We start from the raw sequence: 16,627 nt of genomic DNA, 5'->3' as shown, positions 1-16,627 counted from the left end.
GGTCGTTACGACGTGCTGCGGTCTTCGGCGGGGCGCGCTTCCCGGCGCGGCTTCGCCCGCGAGTCGAGCGTGGTCTTGTCGGCCCGCTTGCCGGGGATGGGGATGTTGTTCCACCGCAGGATGTCCTCGGCGGTCGCGTCCGTGTCGGCTTCGGCGGCGGCGCGCAGCGCGGCTCGGGCGGCGCCGGCCGGGGTGGCCGGCGGGATCACGAGCAGGCGGGTCCTGCGGCGGTGCGGGCCGATCACGGTGACCGTGTGGGGCTCCGCGCTGCGGAAACCCTCCAGCTGCACCACCGTGTCGTGCAGGGTGAGCCGGCGCCCGCCGGGACCCCACGTGCCGAGGTGGAACGACACCCCCAGCACCGACATGCCCAGCGCGCTCATGGCGGTGATCAGCGGCGGGAACTCGGCCGCCGGGTCCGCGGACCGCGGCCACCAACCGCCGTCGAGGAAACGCTCCGCACCGGTGTGCGGTTTCATCGCCCACCGGCACTCGTGGCCCGCGGTCGGGTCGGACTGGTTCGCGGTCACTTTTCGAGTGGACCGCGCGACGGCGCCGGTCGAGTTTTTCGGAATGGGAACTCGAGCACGTCGTCGAGGTCGGTCCTGGACCGGGATCCGAGGGGTGGCCGGACTCGGCTGTAGCCCGTGCCGCCGCCGTGGGACCGGGCGAGGTCGTGGGCGAGGGTCGGGGGTTCCCGCAGGACGTGGGGCACGGAGCCCGGTGTGAGGCCGTACGGGGAGACGTACTTGCTGCTGGTCGCCATCGGCGCACCTGCTTGTCTGATCGTCCGGGCGGTGACCGGCGAAGCTTGAATTCCACCGTGGTCGAGTACCTCCCAGGCTACACCTTTTTTGATTTTTTCCGGCATCCCGGACGATTTTTGTTGTTCTCAGCAGAATTTCAGCGGGAATTCCACCACAACGGGGTAGTGTGAGCCTGGTCGGGCAGTCCGTGCGTCGTGCTCGACAAGGAGCCAGACCGGTCGGTTCACCCGACCGGGGACGGCACACCCCGTGTGAGACCGGGACCGCCCGTCGCCACCCCACCGGCCCACGATGGCCGCCGAGCAGCCTCGACCGAAGTCGGACGAAGCGCTCACCCAGGGGGCATGTCGGCGAAGCGGGACGAGCTCGGCCGGAGGACCTGTCCACCGAACTGCCCCGCGCCCCTGGCGTGCGGGCGGTTCGGCTGGTCGTGAGCGTCCCCGGGTTTGCACCACGTTCCCGTCGAGCCGGCTCCGCTTTGGGCGTACGACGACATCCGGCGGGCTCTTCCGCGTCGTCGGAGACAGGGAAACCATGACCCTCGACCTGAACACCCCACCCGCCGAGACCGAGCGGCCCGCGCTGCGGCTGTCGATGAAACCCCGCGGCGCCTCCGCCGGCGCGGTCGACGGCGCTTGGTGGCCCCACTCGGCCGACCCCATGACCGAGTTCCCGCCGCTGCTCGCGGTGCTCGACGCCGACGGCCGGGTCCGCCGCGTCTCCTACCACCTGGACTCCTGGGACCGGGCCGACCGCAAGCTCGCCGCCGGGGAGGTCGTCGTGCGGATGGAGGGGTTCCACACCATCCAGCCCGACACCGTCACCCTGGTGAACTCCGACTACACCCGCATCCGGCTGCTCGTGGTGCCACCGGGCACCCCCGGCGGTGTCGCGCGGGCGGTGCTGCGGTCCGTGACGACCGCGAGCGCCACCGCGACCGTGGCGGACATCCTGTCCGCGAACGGCGCCACGCCGGGCACGGCACGGGAGACCGTCGAAGAGGACCGGTGGGAGGGCGACGGCGGGCAGCAACCGGTGGTGGGACGGCGGGCGGTGTAGCGTTGGGTATTCGCGGAAGCCGTCGCCGGAACGACGCGCACGCCGCTTCCGGCCGGCCGACCCGTTGTGGTCGGGCCGTGCCTCGCCCCGATCTCGGACGACCGAACGCTTCGGTCGCCGTATCGCTCTCGAGTCAGGTAGTGCCCAGATGACCCAAGCAACACTCACCGCACCGAAACCGCTGTTGGCCGAACCCCGAACCCGCACCGAGATGCTCGTCATCCGGGCCTTCCTGGTGATCCCGTTCGCGGCGCTGGTCGCGGCCGTGCCGCTGACCTGGGGGTGGGGGCTGAGCTGGGTGGACCTGGCGCTCGCGGCCGTGTTCTACACCGTGTCCACCCTGGGCGTCACCATCGGCTACCACCGGTACTTCACGCACGGCGCGTTCAAGGCCAAGCGCGGGCTGCGGGTGGCGTTGGCCGTCGCGGGCGGACTGGCGGCGCAGGGGCCGGTGATCGGGTGGGTGGCCGACCACCGCAGGCACCACGCCTTCTCCGACCGCGAGGGCGACCCGCACTCGCCGTGGCTGTTCGGCACGTCGCCGGTGGCGTTGGCGCGAGGGTTCTGGCACGCGCACATGGGCTGGTTGTTCGGCCGTGACACCACGAACGTCGACCGGTTCGCGCCGGACCTGTCGGCGGACAAGGACATCCGGTTGGTCGACCGGCTGTTCCCGTTGTGGGTGCTGCTGAGCGTGGCCCTGCCGACCGTGCTGGGCGGTGTCATCACGCTGTCGTGGTGGGGCGCGCTGACGGCGTTCCTGTGGGCCGGGCTGGCCCGGATCTCGTTCCAGCACCACGTCACCTGGTCGGTGAACTCGATCTGCCACATGATCGGCGACCGCCCGTTCGCCGCCCGCGACCGCTCGGCCAACTTCTGGCCGCTGGCGATCCTGTCGATGGGCGAGTCCTGGCACAACTCCCACCACGCCGACCCGACCTGCGCCCGGCACGGCGTCGACCGCGGTCAGCTGGACGTGTCCGCGCGGGTCATCCGGGTGTTCGAGAAGCTCGGCTGGGCCTGGCAGGTGCGGTGGCCGCGTCCGCAGCGGCTGGCCGCGTTGCGCGTCGACGCCCGATGAGGACCGACCGGCTGGTGCTGCGCGGTTGGCGCACCGAGGACGCCCCGGCGGCGCTGGACGTCTACGGCCATGCCGACGTCGCTCGCTGGCTGAGTCCGGACATGGACCGCGTCCCGGACCTCCCCGCCATGCGCCTGCTGCTCCAGCAGTGGATCGCCGAGGACGCCCGCATGGCCGAACCGGGCGGTCGGTGGGCCGTGGAGAGCACCGACGACCACCGGGTGATCGGCGGCGCCGTGCTCCTGCCCCTGCCTCCCGGCAACGAGGACTGGGAGATGGGCTGGCAGTTGCACCCCGACTTCTGGGGTCACCACTACGCCCGGGAGTGCACCTTCGCGCTCGCCTCACGGGCCTTCGCGCACGGCCTGGACGAGGTGTTCACCGTCGTGCGGCCCGACAACACCGGCACGGCCGCCGCGGTGCGCCGCAACGGGATGCACTGGGTCGGCGAGACCCGCAAGTACTTCGACCTGGACCTCCAGGTGTTCCGGCTGCGGGCGGCCGACCTGGACCGCGCCGCACCCGAAGGACACCGACCGCCGCTCTAGACCTCGTCGTCCCGCCCGCCCTCGGGCCGGTCCGAGGGCGTCGGGAGCGGCTCCTGGAACAGCGGCCCGTCATCGCCCTGCGGCGGGACGGGACGCGCCGGCCGGTGGACGTCGGGGTGGCTGAACAGGTCGCCCGCGGGACGCGGCGTCACCGGATGGTTTCCGGCAGGTGGTCCAGCTCGTGCACGACGCGCACTGCCACCTGCTGCGCCGTCTTGCCGTCCAGTTCGGACAGTTCCTGGAGCGTCTTGCGCACGAGTTCGACCCGCGCGTCATAACGTGAAACGTACTGCGCTGACATGGTTTCCGTCCTTCTGCGCGCCCTCGCGGCTCATCACGAACGATGTCGGAGCCGTCTCACGGCGCGCGGTGTTCGGGGCGAACGAGCCGACCCGATGAGGACGACGCTACACCCCTTATCGTCACCCGGTAGCAACCGAGGGGAGTCGGTGTGGTGCGACGGGACGACTCGTGGTGGTTCCAGGAAGAGGTGTCGCCCTTCCGGTGGGAGCAGGACGCCCTGGAGCACGTCAAGCGATCGGTGCGCGGCGAATGGCCGTACCGCGCTTGGGCGACTTTCACGTTCACCGCCATCACCGGGCGGGTCAACGAGTGCGACCTGCTCGTCGCCGCACCCGGCGGGCTGTTCCTCGTGGAGATCAAGTCGCACCCCGGCGCCCTGCGCGCGCACACCGGCAACTGGCGGTTCAACGACGGCGGCACCCGGCGGACCCTGCGCAACCCACTCCACCTGCTGGACCGCAAGGCCAAGGAACTCAGGGCCGTGCTGGACCGCGCCGCCGGGCGGCTGGGCGTGGCCGAGCGGGTGCCGCGGGTGGAGCCGGTGGTGTTCCTGTCCGCTCCCGGGCTCGTCGCGGACATGGATGAGGTGCAGCGCCACCGCGTCTACGCCCGCGACCGGGAGAGCACGGGGTTGCCGTGGCTGTGGCGGGACCTGCTCGGCGTCGACGGGACCGAGGTGTCGCCCGAGTTCGCCCGTGACGTGCTGCCGAAGCTCCTGGCGGCGGCCGGTATCGACGCCGCCACCGCGCACCTGCGCTTCGGCGGGGAGTGGGAGCTCGACCGCAGGCCGCTCAACGCGGGCGCCGACTGGGAGGACCGGCTCGCCCGCCGCGACGGCGACATCGTCGAGGAGGGCAGGCTGCGCGTCTACCTGTCGGCGGAGCAGGCCACGCCCGCGGCCCGGCGCGCGGTCGAACGGGCCGCCGAACGCGAGTACCGGCTGCTCCAGCGGATCGTGCACCGCGGTGTCGTGCAGCCCGTCCGCTTCGGCCCGCACCCCGGCGGTTGGGCGATCCTGTTCCGGCACAGCGCCTCCGACCTGCGGCTCGACGACTACCTCGAACTGCGGGAACCGTCGTTGGCGGTGAGGTTGGACCTGCTGCGCCAGCTGGCCGAGGCCGTCCACTACGCGCACGGGCACGCGTTGTGCCACCGCGCGTTGTCGGCGCGATCGGTCTGGGTCAGCGCGGACGAGCGGCCGGTGCTGCGCATCGCGGACTGGCGGTCCGCGTTCCGCCTGGAGGAGCCGGCCGCGTCGGTCGGGCACACCGTCGCGGTGTCCTTCTCCGACCCGGACGACCCCTACCTGGCGCCGGAGTCGGAGATCCCGGGCGCGAACCCGGTCGCGCTCGACGTGTTCGGTCTGGGCGCCATCGCCTACCTGGTGCTGTCCGACGAGGAACCCGCGCGGCGGCGCGGGGAGCTGCGGGACCGGCTCGCGGTGGAGGACGGGCTGCGCCCGCACCGCGGGGTGGCCCAAGGTTTGTCCGACCTGGTGTTCGACGCCACGCGGACCGACCCGCGCCTGCGGCTGTCGGTCGACGGCGTCCTCCAGCGCCTCGACGCCCTCGAACGCGAGCACCTCGCCACCGACCACCTGCCCGTCGTCGACCCGCTGGTCGCCAAACCCGGCCAGTACCTGGAGCAGCGGTGGCTGGTCGAGCGCGTGCTGGGCACCGGCTCGACCGCCCGCGCCCTCCAGGTGGCCCGCACCACCGACGACGGCGGCGTGGACCGGCGGGTCTTCAAGGTCGCGCTGGACGAGGCACGGGCCGCCCGGTTGCGGGCCGAGGCCGAGGTCCTGCGGCACGTCGGCGGCTCCGGTGTCGTGCGGCTGTTGGCCGGTCCGCGCGAGGTGCACGGTCGCACGGTGCTCGAACTGGAGTACGCCGGGAACCGGTCGGTCGGGGCACGGCTGCGGGCCGAAGGGCGGCTGGAACGCCCGGAACTGGAGCGCTTCGGTCTCGACGTGCTGCGCGGGCTCGCCCAGCTCGCCGCCGAAGGCGTGTTCCACCGCGACCTCAAGCCGGACAACTTCGGTCTGTGCGAACGGCCGGGCGCCGGTGTGGGGCTGGTCCTGTACGACTTCTCCCTGAGCGGCGCCCTGCTCACGGAGGTCACCGTCGGCACTGGCGGCTACCTCGACCCCTTCCTGGGCACCGCCCGCCGTCCCCTGTACGACGGCCACGCCGAGCGGTACGCCGCCGCGGTCAGCCTGCACGAGATGGCGTCCGGGGTCCTGCCGGTGTGGGGAGACGGCAGCACGCACCCCGGCGCGGTGCCCGCCGACTGGCCGGAACTGGCCGCCGACCGCTTCGACCCGGACCTGAGGGCCGGTCTGACCCGGTTCTTCCAGCGGGCGCTGCACCGCGACGCCGAGCGCCGCCACCCGGACCTGCCGTCGATGGAGGCGGCGTGGCGCGAGGTGTTCGCGACCCGGCGCCGGTCGTTCGGGCGATTACGCGCTCCGGCGTGGGGCCGTCCGCTGGTCGGGTTCGTCGCCGTGGTGGTGGCCGCTCTGTTGGGGGTGTACACGATCGCCGTGGTGCAGCCGCCCCAGCAGATGATCTTGACCGTGGTGACCCCGAGCGTGTCCAAAGTTCCGCCGCAACGCCCGCCGCGTCCGGTGTCCGTCGAAGACCCCCAGATGACCTTCACGATCACCGGCCTGCCCAACGGTGCGTTCGCCGCCGACACCGGCATTTTCGGTGGTGTGCAGTCGGAATCGGTGTACTACGACGACGACCGTGGGCGACACCACGCCGCGAACGTGAAGTTCTACCCGCCCGGCACGTTCGACCGCACCGCGATCCTGGGCCGGCGGACGTTCACCGTGGGGCCGCGCACCGCGTTCCACCTGGACGACTTCCCCGACCCGCGCCCGCGCTCGGGGTGGACCTACACGACACCGGCGGTCGTCGTGGAGTACGGCGCCGACACGTGGCTCGTCGTGCGGGGGTACGAGTGGTCCGAGCGCGACGCGCTGGTGGACCTGGCGGGCCGGGTCGAGGTCGGGGCTCGACGACAGCTCCGGTTCCCCGTCCGGTTCGGGCACGTCCCCGGCAACCTCGCCGTCTGCGGCGCCTACGACGGGCTCACCGACCCGTGGCGCGGCGCGAACGAGGGTTGGCACGCCTACCTGCACCTGTGCGACGACAAGGCGAGCGAGTCCACCACCGGTCACGGCGAGGCCGTGCTGGTGGACCTGTCCTCGACCAACCTCACCCCCGCCCGGCCCGGGTGGGACACCGACACCACCGGCCACACCACACCCCTGGACGGCGGCCTCGTCGTCGACTGCGGCTCGTTCGGGGTGGCGATCGTCGTCCGATCGACCCACCGATCCCGTTACGCGCAGGCCGAGGTCGAACAGATGGCCCGGTCGTTGGAGATCCGGGACATCACCGACCCGACGACGTGGTTCACCGCGGCCGAAGCCGTCGGCTGACCGGTCACTCGTCCGGGTAGCGGGTGGTCCAGTCGGGGGTGGTGGGCGGTGTGGGGCCGAACTCGGCGAGCATGTCGTCGGCTGTCTCGGTGACCACGTCGCGGAGTTCCAGGCGGTCGAGCCACGTGGGGTTGAGGGCGGTTTCTCCGTAGAGGGCGCCGACGATGTTGCCGCACACCGCGCCGGTCGAGTCGCTGTCGCCGTCGTGGTTGACCGACGCCAGGAGCGCGGCGTCGGGGCTGTCCGTGGTCAGGGTGGCGTACAAGGCGATGGCCAGCGCGGATTCGCCCACCGCGCCGGTGCCCAGGGTGGCGGTCCGCTCCGGGGTGGGAGGGCCGGTCAACGCCTGGGCGGCGTCCAGGGCGGCGGTGGTCTCCTCGTGGCCTGCGCGGCGGGACAGGTGGGCTCGGGCGGTCGCCAGGGCTGTGGGGAGGTCGTGACCGCGGATCAGGCCGTGGACGAGCACGGCCAGGACGCCGGCGGGGAGGTGACCGGAGGGGTGGCCGTGGGTGATGGCGGCGGCGGTGACGGCCACGTCGAACACGGTCTCCGGGTCGTCGGACCAGAGGGCGGCGGGAGCGGCGCGCATGACTCCGCCGCAGCCCTTGGAGTCGTTGGGCGGCTGGGAGGTGCTGCCGCCCCGGCCGGTGACGCCGTAGTGCTGGAGGGTGAGGAAGCAGGTGGCGCCGGGGGCGCGGCGCTTGAACAGGCCGCGGACGCCGATCAGCCGGCCGTCCGGGCTGTCCCGGGTGTTGTGGGGGCCGCGTGCGCGTGCCCACGGGGTGCCCTGCGTGTGCAGCCAGCGCTGGTAGGCCATTTGCAGCGAGTGCGTGACGTCGGCGTGGCCCCGGCGGCGGTGCTGGGCGTGGGCGCGGATGAGGCCTTCGGCGGTGAACAGGGTCATCTGGGTGTCGTCGGTGATGCGCCCCAGCCCGTCCGCCGAGGTGATCAGGTCGGTGACGCCGTGCGGCCCGGCCAGCGCGCGGACCTGGTCCATCGGCTTGTTCTCGACGGGCGCGCCGAGGGCGTCGCCGATCGCTCCGCCCAGCAGGCTGCCGCGCCAGCGCGCGGGATCGACCCGGGCACCGCGGTTGGCGACTTGGGCGCTGAGGTTCGCGGGGGCGACCTGGGCGCTGTGGTTCGCGGGGTGCAGGACGGCATGCGCCGGCTGGGGGCCGCGCACCAGGTACCTGCGGCCGTCTGCGCCGACTGCGATGTGCAGCTCCAACCGGTGCACGTCGACACCGCCGGCGGGCGGGGCGTCGGCCTGCGCCTGCGCCAGGCGGGCGAGGACTTCGAGGTCGGACTCGCTCAGGAACACGTCACGTCCTCGGGTAGCGGGTGTCCCACCGGCCCAGCCCGAGGGGTGACGAGCGGTTGAAGTGGCGGTAGGCGTCGGTGGCCAGGTTCTCCACCACGTACCGCAGGTCCAGCTGCTCCAGCCAGCGCGCGGGCAGCCCGGGGACACCGACCCGCGCACCGAGCAGCGCGCCCGCGATCGCACCGGTCAAAGCGCTGCGGCCGGAGTGGTTGACGGCGCGCAGTAGCGCCGCCTCGGGGTGGTGCTCGTGGCCCGCGACGGCGGACAGGGCCTGCCGCAGGACCGTGCCGGCGTCGCGCCCCGCGCCCATGTCGGCGGGCCTTGGCGCGTCGAGGAGCCCGAACTTGGCGTAATCGGGCAGGGCGTCGGCGACGTCCACGCCCCCCACCCGCACGTCACGGCCCGCGATCCACAGCGGCAGGGGTTCGTCGGCCCGGAGCACCTGCTGGAAGAGGTGCGTGAGGTAGACGGTGGCCGCCGGGTCGGAGCCGTGGGTGAGGCCGGCGAGGAGCCGGGCGGCCTCCGCCGCGCCGCCGGGCAGTCCCGTCCCGGGTCCGCCTTCGGTGAGCGCCGCCGGCAGCGCGGCGAGCAGCGCGGACGCGCCCACGCCCGAACCGGGCCGGCCCTCGGCCAGCGCGCGGACGGCCTCCAGGTCGTCGGGGTCGGGGAACCGGTCGGCGTACAGGCCGGGCACGTGCACCAGCCAGCCGTCCACTGGGCGGTCGACGGTGTCGCCCTGCGTGTGCAGCCAGCGCACCAGGCCACCGGCGGCGATGTCGGCGAACGACTCCGCCCGGTGCGCGCGGATGACGCCTTCGGTCAGGAACAGCAGCCGCTGGGTCAGCGGTCCGATGCGCCCGGGGGCGTCGTAGGCGGCGACGAGGTCCTGGACGCCGTCCGGGCCGTACCGCGCGCGGATCTCGTCGAGCCCGGCGTCGTCGACCGCCGCGCCCAGCGCCTCGCCGAGGGCGAACCCGAGGAAGGCCCCGGTGACCTGGCGGTAGCCGTAGCGGAAGCCCTTGGGCGCGTCCGGGCAGTACTTGCCGTGCACGTCGACCACCGGGACGGGCGTGCCGTCGTCGGCGTACGCCGGCTGGAGGCCGTGAGCCGCCCAGTCGCCGGGCAGGCGGGACGCGTCGCCGGTGTCGCGGACCAGTCGGGTCCAGGTGCGGCCGACGACAGTGCGCCGCACCTCGTCGTCGGTGAGCTCGAAGCCGTTCAGGCGGGCGTAGCGGGCCTCGTGGACCGGTGCGGGCACGGGTTCGGCGAGCCCGACGCGGGCCGCGGTGTCCCGGGCGAAGTCCGCGAGTTCGGGGCCGACCTCGAAGCGGGTCTCGGTCACGTCCACCGGCGGCGCGACGCGGGGGAACTCCTGGAGAGCCGCAGCCACGTCCGCCGCGGGCACGCGCCGCAGGGTGCCGGGACCGAAGATCGACAGCACCGGCTGCTCGGCGAACCCGCCGACGAGGGTGGCCAGGTCGACCCGACGCCACCGGGTGGTGTCCGGGGGCAGGTAGCGGGGGGAGGAGTACACGGGGTAGCGGTCCAGGGCGGGACCCCGGCCGCCGCCGTCGAGCGGCACCAGCACCTCGGTCTGGGTGAGCCCGGTGACCAGCCGCCGGTCGTCGAACCAGGCGACGGCGGCGAACACCAGCATCCACTCCAGCGCGTTGACCGGCCGGGGGTGCCCCATGCGGACCGGGCCGGTGCGGTAACCGGGGTTGACCCGGTCACGCGCGGTGCGGGTGCCGTCCGCCTCGACCCACTGCCAGCCGGCCACGGCCATGTCCGGCACGCCGAGGTAGCCCAGGCCGGACGCGGTGAACTCGGGATCGACGATCTCGGCCCAGTGGCCCTCGCCGGGCAGGCGCGCGGGCACGCTGACGCCGTCCGGTCGGGGCGCGGGGACCCGCAGCTGCCCGTCCGGTTCGCGCACGACCAGGCGCGGCGGCGGGTAGACCTGCTTGCCGGCGTCGCCGCCGTCCAGGTAGGCCACCGTGTTGTAGGGCACCGACCAGCCCTCGGGCACCCGCCGGACCCCGTCCGGGTCCACCCGCATCCCGCCGGAGGAGTGGACGGCGCGCACCCACTCCTCGACCTTCGCCACCGCCCGCGCGGCATCCACTTCTCGCTCAGTCCTTCCCGGTCTTGACCCGCACGGTGAACGTCGGCGGCTGCCCGGCCGCCCGGCGCGCGGCTTCCTCTTCCCACATGCCGAACGTGCGCCGGCGGAGCGAGCGGACCAGCGCCAGTTCCTCTGCGGTCAACCGCTTCCGGCCCTCGCGCGCCTTCTGCTCGTAGATGGCGTCGATCGTCTCGTACAGCGCGAACACCGGGCCGTCACCGGTGAGGTGCAGCGCTCGCTCCTCCTCGGTCCGCCAGACGAACCGCTCCCGGTCCACCGACGTGTGGTCGCCGGTCGGGGACGCCGACAGCACCTCCGGGATCGGCCGGTCGTCCCGGTCGAACCAGCCGGTGCGCACGTCGAGCAGGTAGCCGGCCGGGTTGCCGTCGGCGTCGTCCTCGATCTTGAACGGCCACGTGTGGTACAGGAAGTAGGACTCGCTCACCGCTGATCACCTTCCCGCGTGAGACCCCCGCTGCGCCGGAACGCCTCCGCGAACAGCTCCCGCTCGCGGGCCAGGATCGAGTTCGCCAACGCGCGCTCCTCGGCGGTCATCGCACGACCATCCTCCTTGGCCAACGCCTTGAAGTCGCGGCGGACCTCGAACAGGGCGTGCTCGAAGTCGGCCACGTCGTCCATCGGTTTCAGGTGCAGCCGCAGTTCGGCGACGTGGAAGGTGCCGTCGTCGAGTTCCAGGCGGACCTTGCACTGGAGGTCGCGGTAGCCGCTCTTCTCCGGGTGGGCGATGCGGTCGTCGAAGTCGACCAGTTCGGCCTTCACACCGTCGTCGTCGAGTCGGGCGAGCAGCACCTCCAGGCCGCGGTAGGCGTCGGCCACGGTCCGGTACTGGATCTTGGAGCCGACCAGGTCGGTGAGCCGGTCCGCCTCGCCGCGGTAGCCGGTGACCTTGTCCAGGGCGCGCACCCGGCTCTTCTCCGTCTGACGGGAGAACGCTTCGCCGCCGGATTGCTGTGCGACTTCTTCGGCCAGGGCGTGCAGGCGAGCCTGTTTGCCCGGCCAGTCCCGGTACAGCTCGTCGAGGTAGCGGGCGCGGTAGTCGGCGTCGTCGACCCTGGAGCGGTCGAAGTTTGGTTGGCGGCGGTCCTGGGCGGACGCGCTGTCCACCGCGTCGCGGGCCTCGGCGGAGAGCGCGGTCTGCTCTTCGGTGAGCAGTGCGTCCTCCGGGTCGGGCTCGGCTTCGAGCCGGTCGGCCAGGTCGCCTGGTTCGGCTTGGTGGACTTGGTCGAGGCAGTCCGCCAGGACGTCGATGGCCTCGGGGTGGCGCAGCAGGTTGGCCAGGGTTTGCGGGCGGGCCAGGAGGGAGTTCTCCAGGTGGGGCGTGTCGCGCAGCATCCCCGCCAGCTCCGGGTGCCGGGGGAGCAGCGCGGCGATGGCCTCGCCGATGTGCAGCTTGACGCCGTCCACGGTGATGCGGGCATCGGGGTCGCGGTGGCTGATCGCGTCGGCGACCCGGAGAGCGTCCTGGACCTTCGGTTCGGCGAGGAAGCGGCCGATGTCCTCCGGCGTCGGGCGGTTTTGTGCTGCGGCCCTGTAAGCGTCTGTGGTCTCCGATGTGTCCGATGTGGACGTTGAACCGTCCGATGTGGACTGGTCGTGTCGGGCGACGGCTTCCGCCGGGTCGTAGCGGAGCAGGTCCACCTTGGTCGGCGGGTGGGGGAGGGACATCAGCGAGTTGGTCTGCGGGTCGACGAACGCGACACCGTGCCTGGTGTTGACGACCTCGGCGACGTGCCCGTACTCGACCCCGTCAGGACCGACGTACTTGACCGCGACGACCGCGCGCGTGCCCGGCGGCTCGTCCCGCATCGAGCGGATCACGTCGTCGTACCCGTCGTGCGACTGCCACTCGCCACCCAACCGGTCCCGCACGTGGTCGAGCGTGCCCAACGACTCCATGTCCTCGGGCCGCACCGGCCCGGCCTCCACGTCGATTCCCGCGTGCCGCAGCGCCGCGGCCACCACGCCGCGGGTGCAGTTGGTGCGGTAGCCCGCTTCGAAGCCGTTGGGGTCGTGGTAGCGGGGGTTCACGCCCGCCAGGTGCGGGTGCTCTTCGGCCAGGTACTTGGCGGACTGGTTGGGGGTGGCCGTACCGGCGTGGATCGCGGCCTCGGCCGGCGGGTTCGTCGCCCGCGCCAACGGCGACCAGTCGTGCCCGCCGATGTCGCCCGCGGGTGCCGTGTGGTCGAGCGCGTGATCGGTACCCGCGTAACCGCCCAGCCGATCCGTGATCGTGCTGCGCTCCGGCTCTTTTTCGTTGCTGCTCAGCGGCTCTTCGGCGCTGCTTAGCGCTTCTTCGGTGCCGCTTCGCGGTTCTTCGATCCCACCGCCTCCACCAAGGCGGCTGCCGATGTCCCCAGCCGTGGCACGGTCGAACGCGGCGACGTTGGCGTTGTTGGCCTCCCGACGAGCGGCGATCTCCCGCTCGGCGTCGGCCTGGTCGAGGTAGCGAGGGTCGCCAGGCAGAACTTCCTCGACGACGATGATCGTCTTCTCCCGCCGCACCCCGTCCCGCTCGACCACCACGGTTTTGTTCTCGTGGGTGAACCACTGCGTGCCGGGCTTGCTGACCGCTTCCTTCTCGTCGGTGTTCTGCGACAGCGCATGGATGTCGCGGGCGGTCTTGGAGAGGATGTGGATCTCGACGTCCTCACCGAACTTCGAGGTGAAGTCGGGCGTCTCCTTGATCGAGGCACTGACGATCGTGGGCTCGACCGTCGTACGGCCCACTTGGTACTGGGCGGCGATCAGGCGTGCGAGCTCGGGCCTCCCCCCGACGTCGATGCCGCGAACCAGTTGACCCCGGAACGGCGGCAACTCGTTGATGGCCGACACAATCGCCCGAACCTGCCCCTGCGCCCGCTCGAACGCTTCGGCCTGCCGCCGTGCACCGGCTTCGTCGAGCCGCCCGAACGAGTCCGCGCCGAGCCGGTGCGCGGTGTTGGCCGTGTCGAACACGTCGTGCCCGGTGTAGGCGTAGAGCGCAAACGCACCCCGGTCCGACAGCCCGGCGAGCGCCGGAGCGGCATCCCTCTTGGCCACGGCCGCTTGATGGATCTCCTGGCGGCGGTCGTCGGTGGAGATCGCGTCGGTGAGGGCGGAGTGGTCGGTGTCAGTGGCCCGGAAGTCGGGGTCGAACAGGTAGTCCTCGCCAGACCGCGAGCCGTTCTCGGGCGCACCGTGGTCCGGAGTGTGATCGACCTCCGGCGCGGCCGGCGCGGTGTCGGCCTGCGGGTCGACGGGCGTGGTGTCGGCCTGGGGATCGGCGGGGGTGGTGTCGGGCTGCGGTTCGGCTGGGGCGGTGTGGGTCTCCGGTTGCTTGGGGGTGGTGTCGAGCTGCGGGCTCGACGTGGCTGGGTGTGCCGGCTGGTGGTGGTCGGCGGCGTCCGGGACCGGGCGCGTCGCTGGCGGGCTGGTGGGCTCCGATGGGCTGGCGGGCTCGGGCTGGGACGAGGTGTCGCGGCGGGTGTCGGTGGGTTGGTTCGGCGGCGGGGTGCGCTCGGGCAACGGGCGGCCGGCAGGGGGTGGGGTGGTGCTGGGCCGCACCGGGCGTGACTGGTCGGCGGGTGGCCGCAGGTCCGGGCGGAGCTGGTCGGCGGATCGCGGCTGGTCCGGGCCTGGCCGGTCGGTGGTTCGCGGCTGGTCGGGGCCTGGCCGGTTGGCGGGGCGCGACAGGTCCGGGCGTGGCTGGTTGGTGGGTGGTGGCAGGTGTGGGTGTGGGCGGGTGGCCGGAGGTGGCGGTAGGTCTGGGCGTGGGCGGGTGGCCGGTGGTGGTGGCAGGTCTGGGCGTGGGCGGTTTGTCGGTGGGCCTGCTGGGCGTGCCGGGGCGTGTGGGGGTACAGCTCCTGCTTGTCCGCGTGGTGGGCCGCTGTGTCGCGGTGGCAGGGGGCGAGGTGGCGTGGCCGAGCCGTGCGGGCCGTTGCCGGGAGTGGCTCGCTGAGGGTTGGGCATCCCGCCGAGCGGGGGCAGGCCGCGTCCTGGGCGCTGTCCGGGAGGTGGGGGCGGCACACCGGGGCCTGACGTCGGGTGCTGTGGACCGGACATCGGCATGTGCTGCGGGCCGGACATCGGCGCGTGGTGTGCGGTGCCGGTCGACTGGGGCGTGGTGTGGCCCGGAGGGGTCGTGTGACCCGCGGGTGTCGTGTAACTCGCGGGTGAGGCGGTGCCGGGTGGTGTGGCGGGGCCGCCGGGGTGTGGGGCGTGAGGCGGCATGGCCGGGCCGCCGGGAGGAGGTCCGTGGTGCGGGCCGGGTGCCTGCGGAGCCGTGGGACCGGGCTGAGGCGATCCGCCGAGCGGTGGCTGCCACTGCTGGGGACCCGCCCACGCCGGCGATCCACCCGGGCCGAACGACGGCCGTGGCGCGCCCGCCGAGGAGGACTGCGGAGACGGCTGCTGGTGACCAGGCTGTTGGTGACCAGGCTGTTGGCCGCCGGGCTGCTGGTGCCCAGGCGCCTGGTGGCCGGGTTGTTGGTGCGCAGATGCCTGGTGAGCGGATGGCTGGTGTCCGCCCGACTGGTGGGCGGGTGTGGCGGGACCGGATGCGCCTTGGAACGACGGCTGCATGCCTCCCGGGCGCGGCCCGGCCCCTCCCTGACCGCTGGTGGACGGCCCCGGCGTGTCAGGGCGTGCCGCGGCCCCGCCTCCGCCGGGCTGCGGGCCGAACCCGGCAGGTGGCGGTGCCATGCCGTACCCGCCGGTCGACCGCTGGGACGACGTCTGCTCAGCGCCACCCGAAGTGCCACCCGAAGTGCCGCCCGAAGTGCCGCCCGGAGCAGTAGCCGGAGCAGTGCCCGAAGTGGAGGGTGCGGGAGGGTCGAGTGTGGTGGCGGCGGATTGGGTGGTCGTGCCGCGGGGTTGTGGGCTTGGTGTCGAGTCCGGGCGTGTGTCGGGGTCGACAGGCGATCCGGGTGTCGAGGAAGAGGAGGAAGAGGGGGAGCGGGTTTCCGGGGGTGTGGTGCCGGTTGCGGGGGTGGTGGTGGGGACGTCGATGTCGCCCAGCGAGCGGATGCTGTCGGTCGCGCCGCCCACGCCCCGGTCGACTGCCCCGCCGGACGCGCCCATCAGCACGTCCTTGGCGGTCAGCTTGTCCAAGTCGCCCGTGACGGCGGCCTCGCCGACGGTGGTGGCGACGCCCTCCACGGCGCCGCGTGTGGCGGCTCGTACCGCGCTGTCCGCGATCTGCCCGCCGACGCTGTCGGACAACCCGCGGGTCGCGCCCGTGGGCACCGCGCCCGACGCCGCGCCGACCACGCCCTCGACCGCACCGCCCACGGCGGCGTCGCCGGTCTTGCTCCAGTCCCACGACTTGCGGTCGCCGGAGGCGATCTGCACGCCCTGGATGGCGACGTCCAGCGCGACCCCGCCGGCCACGTTCACCGCGACCTCGCGCAGCACCCGCTTGAGCACCTGCTGGGCGACCTTCTTGAACCCCTGCTGCGCCAGCTTCTGCAACAGCTGCCGGAAGATCATCTGCACGGCGACCCGGGTCGCGATCTGCGCGGGCACGATGCCCGCCGTCGACGCGCCGAAGGTCACCACCGCGGACGCGATCATGGCCGCGATGGAGATCGCCAGCATGATCAGCGAGGCGATGATCAGGTACTTGGTGTACTCGACGTCCAGCGCGGTGGCGTCGCACGCGTCGCCCAAGGCCTGGCACGCCTCCGCCAAGGACGTGAAGTAGGCCTCGTCGCCCTCCACGAACTTCTGCCACGCCCGCTCGAACGCCTCGGCGCTCTCGCCGGTCCACACGTCGATCACAGCGGCGGCGCCCCGGTCGGCGGCCGAACCGACGTCCGGGACAGCCGCGGCGGCCTGGTGCCACGCGTCGCGCAGGTCGCGCAACAGGTCCTCGTCGCCCTCGGGCCAGCTCTCGCCCACCACGATGGGCAGCAGCCACTTGACCTCGTCGGGGATCTCCATGCCCACGGCGCTACCGCCCCCGCCGCACGACCGTC

Annotated in this window: 11 protein-coding genes; 4 read left to right on the top strand and 7 right to left on the bottom strand. The window is 73.0% G+C overall.

Going from position 1 to position 16,627, the window contains the following annotated elements:
• Window positions 1-5 precede the first annotated feature (5 nt).
• Window positions 6-530, bottom strand: coding sequence for a DUF5994 family protein (locus WBN91_RS00120; RefSeq protein WP_337721784.1), 525 nt, complete (start codon window positions 528-530; stop codon window positions 6-8).
• Between the two features lie 771 nt (window positions 531-1,301).
• Here WBN91_RS00120 and WBN91_RS00115 point away from each other — a divergent pair.
• The 3 genes from WBN91_RS00115 to WBN91_RS00105 all read left to right on the top strand — a co-directional run bounded on the left by WBN91_RS00115 (window position 1,302) and on the right by WBN91_RS00105 (window position 3,455).
• A complete protein-coding gene (locus WBN91_RS00115; protein WP_337721783.1) occupies window positions 1,302-1,826 on the top strand; it encodes a DUF5994 family protein in 525 nt (174 codons plus the stop codon).
• Window positions 1,827-1,974: 148 nt separating this feature from the next.
• The gene (locus tag WBN91_RS00110; protein ID WP_337721782.1) at window positions 1,975-2,907 is read left to right on the top strand and encodes an acyl-CoA desaturase; all 933 of its coding nucleotides are present in this window, start codon (window positions 1,975-1,977) and stop codon (window positions 2,905-2,907) included.
• Window positions 2,904-3,455, top strand: coding sequence for a GNAT family N-acetyltransferase (locus tag WBN91_RS00105; RefSeq protein ID WP_337721781.1), 552 nt, complete (start codon window positions 2,904-2,906; stop codon window positions 3,453-3,455). Before WBN91_RS00110 ends, WBN91_RS00105 begins: the two co-directional genes overlap by 4 nt.
• On the opposite strand, the gene WBN91_RS00100 is transcribed toward WBN91_RS00105, so the two are convergent.
• Both WBN91_RS00100 and WBN91_RS00095 read right to left on the bottom strand, forming a co-directional pair.
• Window positions 3,452-3,607, bottom strand: coding sequence for a hypothetical protein (locus WBN91_RS00100; protein WP_337721780.1), 156 nt, complete (start codon window positions 3,605-3,607; stop codon window positions 3,452-3,454). The two genes, WBN91_RS00105 and WBN91_RS00100, sit on opposite strands and share 4 nt — an antisense overlap.
• Window positions 3,604-3,756: a DUF6307 family protein gene (locus tag WBN91_RS00095; RefSeq protein ID WP_337721779.1), complete on the bottom strand. Its 153-nt coding sequence runs from the start codon at window positions 3,754-3,756 to the stop codon at window positions 3,604-3,606. The genes WBN91_RS00100 and WBN91_RS00095 overlap by 4 nt, the downstream gene beginning before the upstream one ends.
• Window positions 3,757-3,906: 150 nt before the next feature.
• Here WBN91_RS00095 and WBN91_RS00090 point away from each other — a divergent pair, with 150 nt between their 5' ends.
• Window positions 3,907-7,206 (top strand): protein kinase domain-containing protein, encoded by a 3,300-nt coding sequence (locus WBN91_RS00090; protein WP_337721778.1) that lies wholly within the window; start codon window positions 3,907-3,909, stop codon window positions 7,204-7,206.
• A 4-nt stretch (window positions 7,207-7,210) separates the two neighbouring features.
• On the opposite strand, the gene WBN91_RS00085 is transcribed toward WBN91_RS00090, so the two are convergent.
• The 4 genes from WBN91_RS00085 to WBN91_RS00070 are packed head-to-tail and all read right to left on the bottom strand — an operon-like array spanning window position 7,211 to window position 16,592.
• Complete coding sequence (locus WBN91_RS00085; RefSeq protein ID WP_337721777.1) at window positions 7,211-8,527, bottom strand: ADP-ribosylglycohydrolase family protein; 1,317 nt, start codon at window positions 8,525-8,527, stop codon at window positions 7,211-7,213.
• 1 nt (window position 8,528) lies between these two features.
• Window positions 8,529-10,652: an ADP-ribosylglycohydrolase family protein gene (locus tag WBN91_RS00080; protein WP_337721776.1), complete on the bottom strand. Its 2,124-nt coding sequence runs from the start codon at window positions 10,650-10,652 to the stop codon at window positions 8,529-8,531.
• Window positions 10,653-10,659: 7 nt separating this feature from the next.
• Complete coding sequence (locus WBN91_RS00075; protein WP_337721775.1) at window positions 10,660-11,097, bottom strand: hypothetical protein; 438 nt, start codon at window positions 11,095-11,097, stop codon at window positions 10,660-10,662.
• Window positions 11,094-16,592 (bottom strand): WXG100-like domain-containing protein, encoded by a 5,499-nt coding sequence (locus tag WBN91_RS00070; RefSeq protein WP_337721774.1) that lies wholly within the window; start codon window positions 16,590-16,592, stop codon window positions 11,094-11,096. Before WBN91_RS00070 ends, WBN91_RS00075 begins: the two co-directional genes overlap by 4 nt.
• Between the last annotated feature and the right edge of the window lie 35 nt (window positions 16,593-16,627).

This window comes from Saccharothrix sp. CCNWYY140, assembly GCF_037401995.1.
Classification (GTDB): Bacteria; Actinomycetota; Actinomycetes; order Mycobacteriales; family Pseudonocardiaceae; genus Actinosynnema.
The sequence above is the reverse complement of the archived record's forward strand: the minus strand, read 5'-3'. Positions and strand labels throughout refer to the sequence as shown.